Source organism: Nostoc sp. NMS4 (genome assembly GCF_017115095.1).
Lineage (GTDB): Bacteria > Cyanobacteriota > Cyanobacteriia > Cyanobacteriales > Nostocaceae > Nostoc.
Genome location: NZ_JABXKI010000265.1, coordinates 56339 through 73385, shown reverse-complemented (window position 1 = coordinate 73385; position 17047 = coordinate 56339). Strand labels below are relative to the sequence as shown.

Sequence of the window (17047 nt, the reverse complement as noted above, 5' to 3'; positions counted from 1 at the left end):
CTAGAATGGATTGCCAAAAAGAAAAATAAGCTTGTTGTATTTATTGATAGATGGTGTCCCAGCAGTAAAACTTGTTCTGATTGTGGACACGTTCTAGAAAGTTTGGATTTGTCTGTTAGAGAGTGGCGTTGCCCATCCTGTCAATCCGTGAATGGGAGAGATGAGAACGCCGCACGTAATATTCAAGCAGTCGGGGCATCGACTGTTAGCTTAGGTAATGTCAGACAGTCTCAGACTGCAATTGCTGTTTGAAGCTAGAATCCCCGTGCGTTCACGCCGGGGAGTATGTCAAACTGAGTTAGTCTCAAGAACTTGCTGATTTTGCTGACGCTTTCCAATTACTACCATTGGTACACCACCGCCTGGTGCTAACACCACGTTTTTCCGTATTGGCAGTACTGGCTTTGTATCAGCTAGCTTCATTTGCCAATTAGATAGTACAGTTGCTAATACCAGTTTCATCTCAAACAGCGCAAATGCCATGCCAATACAGCGACGATTACCTCCACCAAAGGGCAAAAATTCAGCTGGGGTAAATTGGCGTTCTAGAAAACGGTCTGGCTGAAACTCCTTGGAATTGGGGTATAAATCTTCTCGATGATGGCTCAAATAAATACAAGGAACCAATATTATACCAGGGTCAAATTTGTAATCTGCAATTTCTAAAGGGGATTTAACCAATCGATTTAATCCCAACATCGCCACCGGATATAGGCGCATTGTTTCTGAACAAACCGCATTTAAATAGGGTAATCGGAAAATGGCGTTTGGGTCTTTGTTGTCCCCCAGGCTATCCAATTCTTGCAGCAGTTTTTCACGGACTTCAGGCTGATGATGAATCCAGTACAGCGCCCATGCTAAAGAACCTGCTGTAGTTTCATGACCTGTAATTAACAAAGTCATCAACTCATCACGTAATTCCAAATCCGTCATCGGTTCCCCTGCTTCATCACGAGCCGCCATCATTAAAGACAGAATATCACTTCGAGATTGGTCTGCAAGCGATCGCCTCTCTTGAATTTCAGCATAGATGAGAGCGTCCATTTCCTGCCGCAAACGTAGATAACTTCCCCAAGGACTGCGAGGGCCTAAATCCTGTCGTAATAATGGGAACAGCAAGAATATAGACCGCAAAATAGGTCTTTTTGGATTCAGGATAGCAATCAGGATTTCTTTGAGTTTTTCATAACGAAGTCCTTCTTTTAGACCAAATACAGCCTTCAAAATCACCTGAAAGGAGATTTTTTGCATCGATGACAAGACTGTAAAGGTTTCCCCGACTGGCCACTCGCTAGTTACTTGCTTGGTGATGTCGCCAATTAAATCACCATAAGCTTGCATTCTCTCGCCATGTAGAGGAGGTGTCAGCAATTTACGCTGGCGTTGGTGAGTTTTTCCTTCTAAGGATAGTAGAGAATTTGGCCCTAATAAAGGCGTTCCTGAACCTGCTGCTGTACCAGAATCTAATTGTTTGGGATCGGTGGTAAAAATCTGCCCAATCGCCTGGGGATTACTAATGAATACTTGAGGAGTAAAAACTGGGCCGATTCGGAGGGTGAAGATATCACCATAGCGTTTAGCACAGTCTTCCATGTATTCTAAGGGGTTGGTCAGCCACTGATAGGTCTGTACCCAAGGGTGAGTTTGAGGGCCGTTAGGTAGTTTAAGTGCAGACATTTTTATAATCTCCCAATGATTAAAGCAAGATTGTCATTCATCCATGCATAGCTTGATTCATCTTAGAACACAGATTAGGTTGATGAACTTACCAATTCTTGAATCTGCCTTGGGGTTAATTCTTGCACATTACGCAAAACTAATGCTGCTCCTGCTGTTATTAGTGTCTCACTGTATGCATTACTACGGGCTGTTGTTTCCTGGACGTGGGGCGGTAAAACCCCTACACCAAACCAACTGTGAGAAGAATCTAAACGCCGTGCTTTCTCGACGGTATACATATCTGCTACCGTATCTCCCACGTACACTACAGCTAATTTTTCCTCAATTCCATTATCTAACTGACGAACTGTGGACAAAAGTCCTGTGGGGTCTGGTTTACCTGGCGCATCTTCCATCGCAATCAACACCGGAGATTCTAAGCCGAGGCGTTTTTCTAATACATAGTTAGCAGAAGCACGAGTTGCACCGCTAAAAAATCCCCAAGCAATCCCAGCTTGGGTAAGTTGTTCTAAATAGCTAGGTTGTAATAATAAAGGTTCATTACAAATATACCCAGTAAAATTATTTGGGTCTGTCCCTCGGTAGCGGGATTGAAAAAAGGCAACGATCGCATGATAATCTAGTTGCAGTTGTTCGCGGGTTTGTCCTTGAGTTTCAAAATAGCGGTAAATTAATTCTTGCGAGGCTTCCCAATCGTTATTCCATAGACCTTCAGACTTGAGTTGGTCAATATCTTGTGGGGTTGGCCGATATGCTTGGGTGGTAAAATGTTCTACGGTATCTGCGATCGCACGGCGATAAGAACCGCTAACATCGCGCACAACGCCATCTATATCGAAAATAACGATCGCTTTTGCAGAAGTTGGTTCAGTCATGGGTAGAGTATTCTGAATTCTGAATTCTGTATTCTGACTCCTGGTTTATCGTAAAGTCAAGGGTTTAAGACCCCTACATCTATTCTGTATGTAGTACCAGTTTCAGTCGGGGTTTAAATCAAAGTGAACTCACGACTGCTTGAGTGCGATCGCTCACACCCAGTTTTTGCAAAAAGTCCGCGATAGATGTCTTCGTCGCCATCGTAGGTTGTGAGAATGATAATCCGAGCATCGGGGCAGTCTTTGCGAATCGCGGTAATGGCTTCAACGCCGCTCAGTTCTGGCATCCGTAAATCCATTAGTGTGACATCGGGATGCAGCGCCCGGAATTGCGCGATTGTCCGCCAGTGTGTCGGGGTCGGTCAGGTCAGCACAGGTGAGCGATCGCATTTCAGCCTCTGTGTAGCCCAGCATGTCACTCGTCCTAACGGACTGAGTGAGAGGCAAGATGGCTGTTCAAGCTAAATTCTTTTTTAAAACTTGAGTATTTCCCAATTATAGTTGTCGGGAAAAGGTTCTATTTCCCAGACTATGTTTTCTCCTGCTTCTAAGGCAACTTCTACGTAGAGTTGTTCTACAGCCGTTGTCGCTACATCTTCATTATTGGGAAAAGGCTGTAAATCTTCGGTAAGTAATCGGAGTTTAAAACCACCAGGAATAGCTGCACCGATCGCGGCGTTACGTAATTCAAAACGCCAAATAGTTGCATCTGTCTCAACTTGTGGTATTATCATAAGCTCGTAAATTTGACCTGCGTAGGCGTAGCCCGCCGTAGGCATCGCTAACCGACGAGAGAGAATAGTAGTTGGTTCTCTATCTTCGGCACTCCGCGCCCCACCAGCACTCAATTGTAAATCAAAGCTTCGCCAACCGACAGCCTCAGCAACCTGAGAAACACCGCTTTGCAACCATTGGAGAACTGACCACTGTTCTGGTAATCCTAAGCGTCGTTGATATAAGTTTTGTCGCCAACCGCCATGTTGAATTAATCCACCCCACAGTTGAAAAGGGATTTCTTGCCGGGGTGTAAGTATTTCCGGGTTTCCTAAACGGGTAATTAAATTTTGTGCCTGTTGTAGTGATAAGCTCGGAATCTCTTCAATGTTGCTACGAGTGGGTTCTTCTGGGCACAATTGACGCGCCACTGCTAAAACGCTGATGTCGTTGATTATATCAGCGGCATCCAAAGAATAAGTGCGATCGCTGGCATCATAACTGCCTTGAGTTTTAAGTTTTTCATGGCTACAATAACCCCAAACCCTAACATAGCCTTCGTCTGGTTCAACTTGCACAGCTAAATAATAATCACCTACCCAACTAGGAATATCCACCCATTCTTGGGGTACTCGCAATTCACTCAAATCAATTGCCTCGCTAGGAACCAAGACTAATCTTGTTACATCAAGCGTGATACCAATTCCATTAACCAGTTCCCAGAAACTAGGTAGAGCAGTTGTACTTGGCCAAACCTTTGTCTGCGGTGTCCAGTCTTCTTGCAACCATAGCAAAATAGCACCCAAGCAAAGTTCATTAATATAAGCTTGATAGCGAGAATTAGCATTAGAAAAAGCTTGATTGTCTAAATATGCTTGGTTTTGGGTATTTTTAGGGATTTCTAAAACCAAATCTGTTGGGTTAGCGAAAGTAAATATAGTAGTCATAGGGATTGGGGACTGGGGGAGACAAGGGGGACAAGGGAGACAAGGGAGACAAGGGAGACAAGGGAGACAAGGGAGATAAACAAAACTCTTAACTCTTAATTCCTAACTCTTAATTCCTAACTCTTAACTCCTAACTCTTAACTCTTAACTCCTAACTCAGCACTCAGCACTCAGCACTCAGCACTCAGCACTCAGCACTCCCCACTCCCCACTCATACACCATAGTAATTTTTCAACCATTCCTCCATTAGTATGTTTATACTTTTGAGTAGGTCTGAAGTAACGGAAATATGCAAACTATCTTTACTCCAGTTAGCTAAGAAGCGTAACAAAGTTTCTTGGGCTTTTTTTAGTCGCCGTGAGACAGTATATTGCTGTATTTGTAATTGTTCGGCAATTTTGTCTTGAGTTAGTTCTATAGCATAATAAAGTTGTAAAATTTCTTGTACTTGCGGTTCAAGTTGAGCGATCGCAGCCACTAAAACTTTGTTAATCTCAGTTTGTTGGAAGTTTCTTGTTTGTTCTTCTTCTTGAGCAAGAATTTCATTAATTAGAGATTCTTGTTGTGTTCCAGAAATATTATCAAGCCACTCCCACGAATCATCGCCACCTTTAGGGATATTGAGAGAGTCAACGGGAAAATAACGATAGCGGCGTGCGGCTTTAGCAGCAGTTAAAAGCCACTTTTCTATGGTTTGAGAATTGACTTGCTGACTACTTTGTGAATTATAAGCTTTAGCGATCGCCTCCCAAATCTCATCGTCTGGTTGCGCAATTTGGCGAGAAGTACCTTTGTGTGTTGGAATATATATAGTTTTGAAACAGTTCCAAGCGAGGATGTAAGCGTTAATATCCTCTAGCAATAAACCTGCATTTTGTAAAGACTCTACCAAAAACTTTTTAGTAATTTTTCTTAATAGTCCCCAATCTGTACAAATATCAATTTCACGATTTTGGCGTAAATTTTCCCGAATAGCACTGCTAAAGACGGCACTAGCGTAGTTTTTTAAAATAAAACCCTGATCTGCATTAAATCCTTTGAGGACTTTATCAACTTGAGCGATCGCAATTTGAAAACAGTCTGATAACTTATACTGAGTACTCGCAAAACTATTAACTGTTTTTTGGGATGCCCAATAACAGGATTCTTGCAAGTAAGCCGCCAGATGCTCTTTAGCTAGTAGCTTCGTTTCGGCAAGAAGCCATAATTTATACCAATATAAAGCCCAAAAATGTTCCGAAGTTTCTTGAGGCGTGCGGTTGAGACAACTTTGGATACTGCGACGTAACCTTGATTCTGTCGCCCAACGACTGAAGCGATCGGCATCAAATTGCACAAAAGTTGAGAAGATTTCAATGATGGTTTGCCGAGGATGCATAAAAAATTGTCACCCAACCTATAGAAAGACTGAAAGCGTTAAAGGATGCCTACACAAACTTTACTACAAGGACTGAGAATTATATCTCGACTTCAAAGAAATTTTGAGCCTTTAGTGGGTTTGAGGCTTGTTTATCCCTCAAAAATGTTTAAGTCCAGTTAAAAAATTCAAGTATTAAACCTCACTTATGTGGGGTTTTTCTGTTTACACTCAAATTGAATTTTTGTCGAAAAATTATTTTCCCAAAGACTGCATAAAAACATCAAAGCAAATCTATTGAGTAAGTGAAAGGTGAAAACTGAAAAATCTAATCTGAGTTTTTCAACACTTGTCACCCGATCGCAATTTACTTAAATAAGGATAAAAATTCATGTCTGCTAAAAAATCCAACCAAGTCAAATTCATTCTCAGTATTCTTGCGATGAGCAGTGTTGCCGCTTTTAGCTCAGGTGTTAATGCTCAAACTCTAAAGCCAGATACTACTGTTGATACTTTCTTAAATCGTGCTAATTTAACTACTAAATCTACGAAAATTCAAGATACAAAACTGCAAAAATTGTCTCCGACTGTAGAACGAATTAATAACTCATCAAAATTTCAAAGACAACTAGATTCTCAAAATTCCGGTGGCTGTACAAACACAAGTTGTGGTGTTAAGAACCCTTCTCAGCAAGGACGCGAATTGATTACTGACCCGATAAACCGTAGTGGGTCTTTACTCAACCAATCTCTTCCTCAGATACGCAACAAATAAAAACTGGACTAATTAAGGTACAGCAATACTAACTTAGGAATAGTATGTCTACTTTTAAAAGTTCAACTACTATTCCTTCTCTATAAAATTTGGAGGAAAATTATGAGTATGAAACTTTCCGATTATCATGTTGTTACGCCACAATTTTTTGATGACCTTGAACAACGGATAAAAAGAGTTATTTTTGCAACACGCACTGCAAGTATACGAATCATTGATGACCATACCTGGAGCCTTATAGAAACCGGAGAATTTGAGCAATTTTCTCAAGATATCTTATTTGACTTCGTTGATATGGAACTGATAGTTCCTGACGATGAGGATGAACTCAAAACAATTTTAGCTCGCAATGATGCTGCTAAACTAGATGATGATGTTCTCTCTTTAGTTGTTCAACCCACTGCATTTTGTCAATTAGGATGCCATTACTGTGGTCAAGAGCATACTAACAAAATGATGAGTGAAGACGACCAACAAAGATTCCTAGAACGTACCCGCCTCAAGCTAGCAACTCAAAAGTTTCATAGTCTCTCTATTACCTGGTTTGGTGCAGAGCCACTAGTGGGATTGTCTGTAATTAGAACCCTTACCCCTCAATTAAAGTCTCTGGCTGAAAGTTTTGGTTGTAGTTACGATGCCCGAATTGTCACAAATGGTTTAGCACTGACAGAGAAGGTTGCAACCGAACTAATTAAGGAATTTAGTGTAACTTTTATTGAGGTTACTCTTGATGGCATAGCAGAATTTCACAATGCTCGGCGAATGCAGAAAAATGGCTTGCCAACTTTCGATACTATCTTCGCTAATGTTACTGCTTTAGCACATCGAGATGACCTTGATGTACAACTGAATATCCGTTGTAATGTTGACCATGAAAATTATGAATCTGTTTCTTTGCTACTGCAAAAGTTAGCTGAGGAAGGGTTACAAAAGAAGCTTCGTTTCTATGTAGCACCGATCCATTCTTGGGGAAATGATGCTCATACTCGTTCACTAACTAAAGAGGAGTTTGCCAAATGGGAAATTGCTTGGTTTGGTGAAATGATTAATCTTGGTTTCCCCATTGGACTTATCCCAGAGCTTAAACCTATTGTCTGCATGGCCGTGTCACCCAATGCTGAATTAGTGGATGCTTATGGCAATATTTTTAATTGTACTGAGGTGTCTTATGTACCTACTTATGGTACACCTAATGAATATGCCATTGACCACCTATCTGGCAAAGAGATGCCTGGTAAACGCGATCGCTTGGGCAATTTTAATGACCGAGTTCGTCAAGGAGAATACCCCTGTTCTACCTGCCCTATGCTTCCAGTTTGTGGCGGTGCTTGTCCTAAAAGTTGGTTGGAAGGAATAGCACCTTGTCCGAGTGCAAAACACAACATTGAGCAGCGTTTACTTCTAGCTTATGCTTTATCGCGGATTGAGCAAGAAGAATTGAGTTTGCAGGAGGCTAGTTTAATCAATGCTTAATGTCTCCAGTCAACTCCGACAGCAGATAATGGCAAGTTATCGTCAAGGACGTGCCAAATCTATCCAAATTCCCCAAGGTTCTGCTGATTTATTCAGCGAAAAACTGCAAGCTTTAATGGCGAGACGTTTACCTTTACAAGATCAATTACTTCTGCGTCGATATAGTAATGCTTGCAAGCAAGGGGTAATGGCAGTTCGTCATAGACAACTAATAACAGCTCAACAGTTATTCACAGAGGCGCGTACACCTTTACAAATGGATACACTTTCTCGTGAGGCTAAGTTGCTGCATCAATCTTTTATGGAACAATCAGAGGCTTACCTCGATTATTGCCATCATGATTTTGACAAAGTTTACATCCGAATTGAGAAAGCTTTGGCATTAGATGTCATTTTAGAGACAGCTTATGGTTACGATATTCTTCTAATGCATCGTATTCAGCTATTGCACAATCTAGTACGTACTGAAGCACGTCGGCTGAATTTTGAAGGTGCGATCGCTCTTGCTTCTAAAATACTTGGCTATCTTGATGGCCAATTAGAAACTTTACCTACTCCTCACCCTTGGGGTTTTGAGCGTATGGGACTTCAACCTTCAAGGCTTGTTACTGCGATGTTTGCTCAAATCACCAGTGAAGTTGCCCTGATTTTGGCGGGAAAGAACCACAACCATACTCGTCAGTTATTAAAAGTCGCTACAAATCATCTACAGTTACAAGCTAATCCTAACAAATCTTCTCACCCACACTGTAATAGTTGGTTCTTTGTGAAGCAAGCATTTGTAGATCAAGATATTATTACTTTTTTAGAACAAGCTTCTGATTTCTTGGCTGAGGGACTTGCTGACACACCCTTACTTTGGTACACAACAATTATTGATTTACTTAGCTTATGTAATGCATTGGGTTGGTTAGATTTAAGTCAGGAGATTACAATAGATGCACTGAATTGGGAAAATCTGCCATATCAGCTTGCTTCTCTGGTGTCTATCAGTCCAAGTGCTAAAACAGCATAAATATCAATTCAAATAATGTCACCAATTGGGATCGCCAGTCGCTCAACTTCAGTCAAAAAAACTGCAACTCCTAAGCTGTGGCTGATGTTGGTGGGAGTTAATCTATATCAAGATGACGGACTACCTAGCCTGAGTTATTCGACAGTCGATTGTCAGGGTTTAGCAGAAGCATTGATAGATGCATCTGCACATTTTACCCAAACAGAAGTCAAAATCTACCATGATTTTGCACCGCAACCACCATCTTTAGAAAACATCCGTACCAGTCTCCGACAAATTACCACTGCGGCTCAACCTATTGATACTATTTTATTTTATTTTTCTGGACATGGGATTGTAGAATCAAATACGCAGCAAGCATTTTTGTGTTTGGCAGATACTCAAAAATCCCATCTCCAAAACACAGCTTTAGCTTTACAAGAACTTTTGCTATTGTTAGGTAATAGTGGAGCGCAAAATCAGCTTGTTTGGCTAGATGCTTGTCATAGTGGCGGGATGACACTTAAAAGTACAACAATAGAACCATTGCTGAATGCTACACCAAAACTGGTTGAAGTATTACAACAGAGTGCTACTAAAAGTAAAGGTTTTTATGCCTTGCTTTCCTGTGATACTAACCAGCAATCTTGGGAGTTTCCCGAATTGGGACATGGGGTATTTACTTATTATTTAATGAAAGGGTTACAAGGTGAAGCGGCAGATAGTCAAGGCTTAATTTATGTGGATAGTTTGTATCGATATGTATATCATCAAACTCTACAATATATAGATAAAAGTAATCAACAGTTGCGGCTGATTAATCAGCAGAAAAAAGTTAAAGGAGAAACTCAACTTTTTAGAGAATATCCGTTGCAAACTCCTAAACGAATTGTTGAAGGTGTTGGGGAACTAATTGTCGGGAAAAGGTTAACTCAGGCAAACATTGGGGTGCGTCGCCGGATCGGAATAGTAGTAGAGGGATTATCAGCCAGCAAAACAACATTAGATATTAGCAAATTTCTCGGAAGTGCTGGAGGTTTTGCACTAGAGTATTTGCCAGCAACAAAAGTATCTGCCGATCGCATTAAAGAAGCGATCGCTCGTCATTTACAACAACCAGCATCAGAAGTGATTCTGCTTTATCTGCGAGGACGAATTGAAGAAACCGAAACAGGTGAATGGTTATTGCTGGGAGAAAATATCCGCATCAAGCGTTCTTGGTTGAAACAACAGTTACGCCTCTGCACCACTCAACAAATTGTCATCCTGGATTGTCCTGTAGCTAATACATCCTTGCAAGATTGGGTAGAAGATTTGCAAATTGACTCCCACCAAGGACAATGTTTAATCGCCTACGCCTCACCATCTGACGCACCAAAACGCTTTGCCCAAAAATTTCTCGATACTTTGATGGCGGCAACATATACAGATGGACTCTCAGCCGCCGGAGCGATCGCTCAATTACAATTATCCTTGGCAGGTAGTGGTGTCCCTCTTTCCATCTGGCTATCAGGCACACAAGGCATTATAGAAATTCTCCAAGCAAAAAGTTACACAAACACACCAGAAACAACCACAGGATTGGATTTGGGAGTATGCCCTTACATGGGGTTAAGTGCTTTTTTGGAAGAAGATAGCCAGTATTTTTACGGCAGAGAAGCTTTAACTCAGCAGTTAATTCACCAACTACGCGATCGCTCTTTTCTAGCCGTCATCGGTGCTTCTGGAAGCGGCAAATCTTCAATTGTGCAAGCTGGTGTAATTCCCCAACTGCGATTGGGTAAACAAATACCAAGTAGCGAACAATGGTGGATTGGAAGCATTCGTCCTGGGGCAAATCCGCTTGAAGCTTTAGCGCGGCGGCTTGGGGGAGCGGGGGAGCAGGGGAGCAGAGGGGCAGGGGGGGCAGGGGGAGCAAAAGAGCAAAAGAATTATTCTTACCATTTTCCCAATCCCCAGTCCCCAATCCCCAGTCCCCAATCCCCCCATCTTTTGTTAGAGGGAATATTTCACCAAGGGGTAGAGGGATTTGTTTACTGGATACGCAACCAACCCCATCGAGTTGTGGTGCTAGTAGTAGATCAGTTTGAGGAAGTTTTTACCTTAGCGTCAACCGCAGACAGAGAGCTATTTTTAGAATTATTATTGGGAGCGGTGCAATATGCTGGCGATCGCTTCAAATTAATTATTACTTTACGAGCAGACTTTATTGCCTCCTGTTTAGAAGTGCCAGCACTGGCGAAAGCTTTGCAGGATTTGAGCGTGTTAGTTCCACCGAAGCTAAGTTTGGATGATTATCGGCGGGTGATTCTCAATCCGGCTCAACAAGTCGGGTTAAAAGTAGAAGCAGAACTGGTGGAAGTATTATTGCGGGAGCTAAATCACTCACCAGGAGACTTACCGTTACTGGAATTTGTTTTAGAGCAATTATGGCAACATCGAGTTGCTGGTGAGTTGACTTTACAAACCTATCAAGAGCAACTAGGCGGAATTCAAGGAGCATTAGAGCGATCGTCTCAGGCTGTTTACGAAAGTTTAGATCCGCAAATGCGGGAGTGTGCTAAATGGATTTTTTTATCTTTGACACAACTAGGTGAGGGTACAGAAGATACTCGCAGACGGGTACATAAATCAGAGTTAATAGTCAAAAAATATCCCGTCGCATTGGTAGAAAAAACCCTCAACGCCTTAACTTTTGCCAAGTTAGTGGTGATGAATTTAGAAGAAGATACAAATATTGCCGAGGGTAGCAAAGGAGACAACAGAACAAGTACCCAACCAGAACAACCAAAAACTTCCCCTCTGTCCCCCTTGTCCCCCTTGTCCTCTTCCCCTTCCCCCATAACAGTAGAAGTTGCCCATGAAATCCTCATCCGTCATTGGTCAACTTTACGCTGGTGGTTAGAAGAAAACCGCGATCGCTTGCGAAGACAAAGGCAAATTGAGCAAGCTTCCCAATTGTGGCTGCAACGTAGTCAGCAAGCTGATTTTTTGTTGCAAGGAGTGCGACTAGCTGAGGCAGAAGATATCTATATTAAATATACTGACGAACTTTCTGCTGATGTGCAACGGTTTATTGAAGCTTGTTTAGTACAAAGAAAACAACAGCAACTACAAGAGAAAACCAGACTCAAGCAAGCTCAAAGGGCTGTAGTTGCACTCAGTATTTTGGGATTAGCAGCTGTCTGTTTCGGCTCTTTAGCCTATTGGAAATCTCAAGCAGCCCAATTGCGAGAAATTGAAGCCTTAAATGCCTCATCTCAAGCTAATCTTTTATCACATCAGCAGTTAGAAGCAGTGATTGCTAGTCTCAAAGCAGGTAAACAGCTAAAAAATACTTTTGTAGCACCAACTGATTTACAAACTCAGACTCTGAGTGTTTTACAACAAGTAATTTCTGGAACCCAAGAGCGCAACCGCTTAGAAGGGCATAGTGATGAAGTATTGAGCGTGAGTTTCAGTCCTGACGGCAAAACAATTGTATCAGCTAGTAATGACAAAACAGCCATACTTTGGGGACGAGATGGCACAAAGCTACGAACATTAATAGGACATACTGATAAAGTACGGAGTGTCAGTTTCAGCCCTGATGGCCAAATGATTGCAACTGCTAGTTTTGATCGTACCGTCAAGCTGTGGAGAACTAGCGACGGTGGTTTAATTAGAACACTAAACGGTCATACTGCGGAAGTTGTGAGCTTATCTTGGTCTAGCAACGGTGAAGCGATCGCCACTGGTAGCGCCGATCGCACTGCTAAAATTTGGCAAGTTAGCGATGGTCATTTGCTAAGAACTTTTAGCGGATATAGGGATTTTGTTAATAGTGTAAGTTTTAGCCCTGATGGGAAAATTTTGGCGATCGCTAGTGCAGACAAAACTGTTAAACTTTGGAGTGTTAGCGATGGATTGTTGCAAAAAACCCTACTTGGGCATAGCGCCGGAGTTTCCAGTGTCGCTTTTAGCCCCGATGGTCAAACTCTAGCTTCAGCCAGTGAAGATAAAACCGTGAGACTCTGGCGCAGAGACGGCACACTGCTAAAAATTATTGCCGCACACAATGCAGGAGTTCTCAGCATCAACTTCAGTCATGATGGTCAAACCTTAGCTTCCACCAGCGCTGATAGCACAATAAAACTTTGGAGTTCTAAGGATGGCTCTTTACGCCAAACTTTACTAGGACATAGCATTGCAGTCTACAGCGCCAGTTTTAGCCCAGATGACCAGACTTTAGTTTCGGCTGGCGCTGATAAAACTGTTAGACTTTGGCAGCGAGATAATCCTCTATTTAAAACTCTGACAGGAAATCAAGGTCAACTCTATAGTGTGAGTTTTAGCCCCGATGGGCAAACTTTAGCCTCCGCAGGCCTTGATACTACAATTAAACTTTGGCGGCCTGACGGAACTTTGCGCCAAACCCTGGAAGGTCATAGTACTTCAATTTATGGACACAGTGCTGAAATCTACGGTTTAGCCTTCAGTCCTGATGGCGAGATATTAGCCTCAGCGAGTCAAGACCATTACATTAAGCTTTGGCGGACTCATGACGGCTATATGATTAAAACCCTCCAAGGTCATCGCAGCAATGTCAATAGTCTCAGTTTTAGCCCTAATAGTCAAATTCTGGCCAGCGCCAGTGCTGATATGACCATTAAACTTTGGAATATTCAGAAAAAAGCTTTAATTAAAACTCTCCAAGGACATTCGGCTGAAGTTTTGAGCGTTCGTTTCAGCCCTGATGGTCAAGTACTCGCCTCGGCTGGTAGAGATAACAAAGTTTTGCTTTGGAGAGTTAAGAATGGCAAGTTACTGTATTATCTAGCAGGACATACTAACGCTGTCAACGCCATTAGTTTTAGTCCCGATGGTCAAGTACTCGCCTCGGCTAGTGCTGATAAAACTATCAAACTCTGGCAAGTCAGCAATGGAACTTTACTGCAAACTCTTACGGGACATACTGATGGTGTCTACAGCGTCAGCTTTAGTCCTGATGGTAAGATAATAGCCTCAGCTAGCGGTGATGGAAGCATCAAACTTTGGAACCGTGATGGTAGAGAACTCAAAACTCTCCCAGGTCATGCTGATGCAGTATTGAGCCTCAGTTTTAGCCCTGATGGGAAATTTTTAGCTTCTGCCAGTTTTGATGGTACAGCTAAACTTTGGCATCTTCTTAGTACAGAACTGCAAACCCAAGATTTAGACAATCTACTGATTCGCAGTTGTCATTTGCTAAAGGATTATCTCAAAACTAACCCGAATATTAGCGACCTAGAACGGGGTTCGCTATGTTCAAATTATTGATCCTATCTTGTTGTAAACCTGTACCCAGGTTTTGCAACAACGTATCTTTGCGAGGAGGTTTGGGGCCTGGGCCTTTTACCGGTTTGCTACCACCTTCTGGCCCCGGTGATTGGCCATCCCCTGGGTTTCTGAGTTGATTATTAATTACAGAATCTTGAAACTCCCCTTGTACCAAAACTGGTTGTAAATTACCAACTTTGGGTGTAATAGATTCTATAGGATTTGCCAAAGTCGGTAAGGCAGTGAATAATATCGTTGGTAATGCGATCGCTAAACTCAAAATTTGCTTTTGCATATCAAGCCTTGTTCCTGTTTAATATATACTTTCAGCTGAACTACTAGGGAGCCTATACCGTAGATACTTAACTACAAAGGCAAACAATAGCATTCCAGATTGTCGGTTTAAAACCTTTCAGTGAGTTAATAGATCCAGTTGAGTTTTTTTATGCAGTTTTCTGAGTAGTGTTTCCAGACTTAACTCAAATCTGACACAGTGGGAAATGATGCAGACTCAGCATAAAGTCCATTTTGCAAAACTTTAGCAAGGGTATTGTTATTTTCACGCAAACCTTCGTAAAAAAAGAATACCTCTCCTTGAATACCAAGTTGACGATTGTATGCAATTGCTTGCACGAGATATTCTGGACTAATGCAGTAAGAGCCAAGCTTCATCAGGATTCCCGGTGCTAACTTGGGCAGTGTCGCATCTGTGAACTGCTGGTTTACTAGTTTATCAGCGATCGCAGCGTAACTCCTAAAGTCACGGCGATAAATCTGCGGCTGAATCAGATCAACTATTCCCCGCTTCATCCATGCGGGCGAGTCTTGCAGATATTCTTGGAATGCCCAATCATAAATATTAGGTGCGATCGCAACTAACAAATTAGGATTCACCGCTTTCACCTCTCGGTAGAGACGCGCCAAAAATTCAGTTAGAATATCTGCGCGCCACTGTAACCATTGCCTATCTTTGGAGTTCTGTGGCGGATTGCGATCGAATTCCTGACGATAGCGAGTGACAGTTCCCTGATCATACCCACCTTCAGAGGGTAACGCCGGAAAGCGATCGTCTCCTTGAACACCATCGACATCATAATTCTTTACAACTTCCAGTACCAAGTTCAACAAGAATTCTTGCACCTGTGAGTCGAGTGCATTCAACCACTCAAAGCCGTTTTTCTTCAGTAAGTTACCGTTGCGATCGCGCGCAGCCCATTCCGGTTTTTTTTGTAAAAGTACACCACCATTCAAATTGTATGAACTGGCAAAACCGTATTCAAACCAAGGAATGACTTTTAAACCCACTCGCCGCGCCTCAATTACCACTTCTTCTAAAGGGTCGCGCCCTACAAACATCGGGTCAATTTCGACCCCAAAAGTTCGCCGCATTGTTTGACTAGGATATAAAGTTACTGCTTTATTCCAAACCACGGGAAACACTACATTAAATCCCGTCTCGGCCAAGAAATCCATCGCTTCAGCAATGCGTTCCTTCGATCTGAGAACTTTACTATCAGTAGTGGTCAACCAGATACCACGGGTTTCTATTATTGCCATTTCTCTGAAGCATGGTTTGTCAACTGTTGTCTCATGCTAATTGGGGATAATATCTACCCTTTACCAAAATTTATCCACGATTCACATCTACCCCAGGGCAAATTATCTAATTTTTTTCTATTCAATAGACGTGAGACTGCTCAAAATAATCTTACAGTTATTAAGTAGAGTATGCATCATTACGAATTACGTTAGCGTAGCGGTAGCGAGTCTTCTCCCAAGGGGAGACGCTAAGAGCGAACGAGCGTCATTACGAATTATTTTAATTATGTCCCTAATAGAAACTTCTTGGAAACACGAATATATAACCACCAACGGTGTAAAACTACACTACGTTAACCAAGGTGAAGGTCCCTTAATGTTGATGTTGCATGGGTTTCCTGAGTTTTGGTACTCTTGGCGGCATCAAATACCAGAATTTGCCCAAGATTTTAAAGTCGTCGCTCTTGACTTGCGTGGCTACAACGACAGTGATAAACCACGGGAACAATCAGCTTATGTGATGAATGAATTTATCAAAGATGTTGAGGGGATAATTAAAGCGTTAGGATACCAAGAATGTGTATTAGTTGGACACGATTGGGGAGGTGCGATCGCTTGGGCTTTTGCATACACTTATCCCGAAATGGTAGAACGATTAATTATTCTTAACCTACCTCATCCTGCCAAGTTTGCCCAAGGATTACGCACCCTCCAACAGTTGCAGCGAAGTTACTATATCTTCCTCTTTCAACTACCCTGGATACCAGAAATATTCTTACAATCTTCAGATTATCAAGCAATTGAAACAATTTTTAAAGGTACAGCAGTTAACAAAGGTGCTTTCACTAAAGCGGATATTGATGCGTACAAAAATGCTGCGGCAAAACGCGGTGCGCTTACAGCAATGTTGAACTACTACCGCAATGTTTTTCAACAGAGAATGTTAAATCCAAATTGGGGCATTCTGGAAGTGTCAACACTGATGATTTGGGGAGAAAATGACACCGTACTTGGCAAGGAACTAACCTACGATACCGCCACTTATGTCAGGGATTTTCAAATCAAGTACATTCCTAATTGTGGTCATTGGGTGCAGCAAGAACAGCCAGAATTGGTTAATCAGTATATGCGAGAATTTCTGAAGACTTAAGCTAAACTATCAATTGATAAGTATAAATACTTGTTTAAGTTGCTGCCAGCTTTTACTTTTAAAAAGATTTAATAGTGATTTAACACTGGCAGTTTTTGGGGAATTATTGAGTAAAAATCGCCAGAGATTCGGAATTAATGGCATTTTTGGCATCACCTTTATCGTAAATTAAAGGGTTTAATAACCTGCAATCTATATGTAGCACCAATTTCAGTCGGGGTTTAAATCAAGAGTCTGAAATGTC

General features: G+C 41.9%; 12 protein-coding genes and 1 pseudogene. 6 read left to right on the top strand and 7 right to left on the bottom strand.

Annotated elements, in window-relative coordinates; all coding sequences use genetic code 11:
* A partial coding sequence (locus HWQ37_RS24755; RefSeq protein ID WP_292752189.1) for a transposase occupies positions 1 to 252 on the top strand: 252 nt, incomplete at its 5' end.
* A 36-nt stretch (positions 253 to 288) separates the two neighbouring features.
* Here HWQ37_RS24755 and HWQ37_RS24750 read toward each other — a convergent pair.
* The 5 genes and pseudogenes from HWQ37_RS24750 to HWQ37_RS24725 form a co-directional block, all read right to left on the bottom strand.
* The gene (locus HWQ37_RS24750) at positions 289 to 1677 is read right to left on the bottom strand and encodes a cytochrome P450 (RefSeq protein ID WP_292752186.1); all 1389 of its coding nucleotides are present in this window, start codon (positions 1675 to 1677) and stop codon (positions 289 to 291) included.
* A 74-nt stretch (positions 1678 to 1751) separates the two neighbouring features.
* The gene (locus tag HWQ37_RS24745) at positions 1752 to 2555 is read right to left on the bottom strand and encodes a TIGR01548 family HAD-type hydrolase (RefSeq protein WP_292752183.1); all 804 of its coding nucleotides are present in this window, start codon (positions 2553 to 2555) and stop codon (positions 1752 to 1754) included.
* Between the two features lie 167 nt (positions 2556 to 2722).
* Positions 2723 to 2899 (bottom strand): annotated as a pseudogene (locus HWQ37_RS24740) (response regulator); the annotation flags it as partial.
* Between the two features lie 129 nt (positions 2900 to 3028).
* Positions 3029 to 4216, bottom strand: coding sequence for a DUF1822 family protein (locus HWQ37_RS24730; RefSeq protein ID WP_292752177.1), 1188 nt, complete (start codon positions 4214 to 4216; stop codon positions 3029 to 3031).
* A gap of 212 nt (positions 4217 to 4428) precedes the next feature.
* Positions 4429 to 5595: a sigma-70 family RNA polymerase sigma factor gene (locus tag HWQ37_RS24725; protein WP_292752174.1), complete on the bottom strand. Its 1167-nt coding sequence runs from the start codon at positions 5593 to 5595 to the stop codon at positions 4429 to 4431.
* A gap of 370 nt (positions 5596 to 5965) precedes the next feature.
* Between HWQ37_RS24725 and HWQ37_RS24720 the strand changes: the two genes are divergently transcribed.
* The 4 genes from HWQ37_RS24720 to HWQ37_RS24705 all read left to right on the top strand — a co-directional run bounded on the left by HWQ37_RS24720 (position 5966) and on the right by HWQ37_RS24705 (position 14114).
* Complete coding sequence (locus HWQ37_RS24720; RefSeq protein ID WP_292752171.1) at positions 5966 to 6349, top strand: hypothetical protein; 384 nt, start codon at positions 5966 to 5968, stop codon at positions 6347 to 6349.
* 102 nt (positions 6350 to 6451) lie between these two features.
* Positions 6452 to 7822: a radical SAM/SPASM domain-containing protein gene (locus tag HWQ37_RS24715; RefSeq protein ID WP_292752168.1), complete on the top strand. Its 1371-nt coding sequence runs from the start codon at positions 6452 to 6454 to the stop codon at positions 7820 to 7822.
* Positions 7815 to 8837 carry a hypothetical protein gene (locus HWQ37_RS24710; protein ID WP_292752165.1) on the top strand — a complete coding sequence of 341 codons (1023 nt, stop codon included), beginning with the start codon at positions 7815 to 7817 and terminating at the stop codon, positions 8835 to 8837. Before HWQ37_RS24715 ends, HWQ37_RS24710 begins: the two co-directional genes overlap by 8 nt.
* Positions 8838 to 8852: 15 nt before the next feature.
* On the top strand, positions 8853 to 14114 hold the full coding sequence (locus HWQ37_RS24705; RefSeq protein WP_292752162.1) for an nSTAND1 domain-containing NTPase: 5262 nt from the start codon (positions 8853 to 8855) through the stop codon (positions 14112 to 14114).
* Here the strand turns inward: HWQ37_RS24705 and HWQ37_RS24700 are convergent.
* The gene (locus HWQ37_RS24700) at positions 14074 to 14409 is read right to left on the bottom strand and encodes a hypothetical protein (protein ID WP_292752159.1); all 336 of its coding nucleotides are present in this window, start codon (positions 14407 to 14409) and stop codon (positions 14074 to 14076) included. The two genes, HWQ37_RS24705 and HWQ37_RS24700, sit on opposite strands and share 41 nt — an antisense overlap.
* Before the next feature lie 179 nt (positions 14410 to 14588).
* A complete protein-coding gene (locus HWQ37_RS24695) occupies positions 14589 to 15671 on the bottom strand; it encodes a glycoside hydrolase family 10-like protein (protein ID WP_292752157.1) in 1083 nt (360 codons plus the stop codon).
* A gap of 268 nt (positions 15672 to 15939) precedes the next feature.
* Between HWQ37_RS24695 and HWQ37_RS24690 the strand changes: the two genes are divergently transcribed.
* A complete protein-coding gene (locus HWQ37_RS24690; RefSeq protein WP_292752154.1) occupies positions 15940 to 16803 on the top strand; it encodes an alpha/beta fold hydrolase in 864 nt (287 codons plus the stop codon).
* Positions 16804 to 17047: the final 244 nt, after the last annotated feature.

What these genes read in the sequence shown, in the direction of transcription:
- HWQ37_RS24750 (WP_292752186.1), bottom strand. Translation starts at nt 1,677, where the DNA reads ATGTCTGCACTTAAACTACCTAACGGCCCTCAAACTCACCCTTGGGTA.
- HWQ37_RS24745 (WP_292752183.1), bottom strand. Translation starts at nt 2,555, where the DNA reads ATGACTGAACCAACTTCTGCAAAAGCGATCGTTATTTTCGATATAGAT.
- HWQ37_RS24730 (WP_292752177.1), bottom strand. Translation starts at nt 4,216, where the DNA reads ATGACTACTATATTTACTTTCGCTAACCCAACAGATTTGGTTTTAGAA.
- HWQ37_RS24725 (WP_292752174.1), bottom strand. Translation starts at nt 5,595, where the DNA reads ATGCATCCTCGGCAAACCATCATTGAAATCTTCTCAACTTTTGTGCAA.
- HWQ37_RS24720 (WP_292752171.1), top strand. Translation starts at nt 5,966, where the DNA reads ATGTCTGCTAAAAAATCCAACCAAGTCAAATTCATTCTCAGTATTCTT.
- HWQ37_RS24715 (WP_292752168.1), top strand. Translation starts at nt 6,452, where the DNA reads ATGAGTATGAAACTTTCCGATTATCATGTTGTTACGCCACAATTTTTT.
- HWQ37_RS24710 (WP_292752165.1), top strand. Translation starts at nt 7,815, where the DNA reads ATGCTTAATGTCTCCAGTCAACTCCGACAGCAGATAATGGCAAGTTAT.
- HWQ37_RS24705 (WP_292752162.1), top strand. Translation starts at nt 8,853, where the DNA reads ATGTCACCAATTGGGATCGCCAGTCGCTCAACTTCAGTCAAAAAAACT.
- HWQ37_RS24700 (WP_292752159.1), bottom strand. Translation starts at nt 14,409, where the DNA reads ATGCAAAAGCAAATTTTGAGTTTAGCGATCGCATTACCAACGATATTA.
- HWQ37_RS24695 (WP_292752157.1), bottom strand. Translation starts at nt 15,671, where the DNA reads ATGGCAATAATAGAAACCCGTGGTATCTGGTTGACCACTACTGATAGT.
- HWQ37_RS24690 (WP_292752154.1), top strand. Translation starts at nt 15,940, where the DNA reads ATGTCCCTAATAGAAACTTCTTGGAAACACGAATATATAACCACCAAC.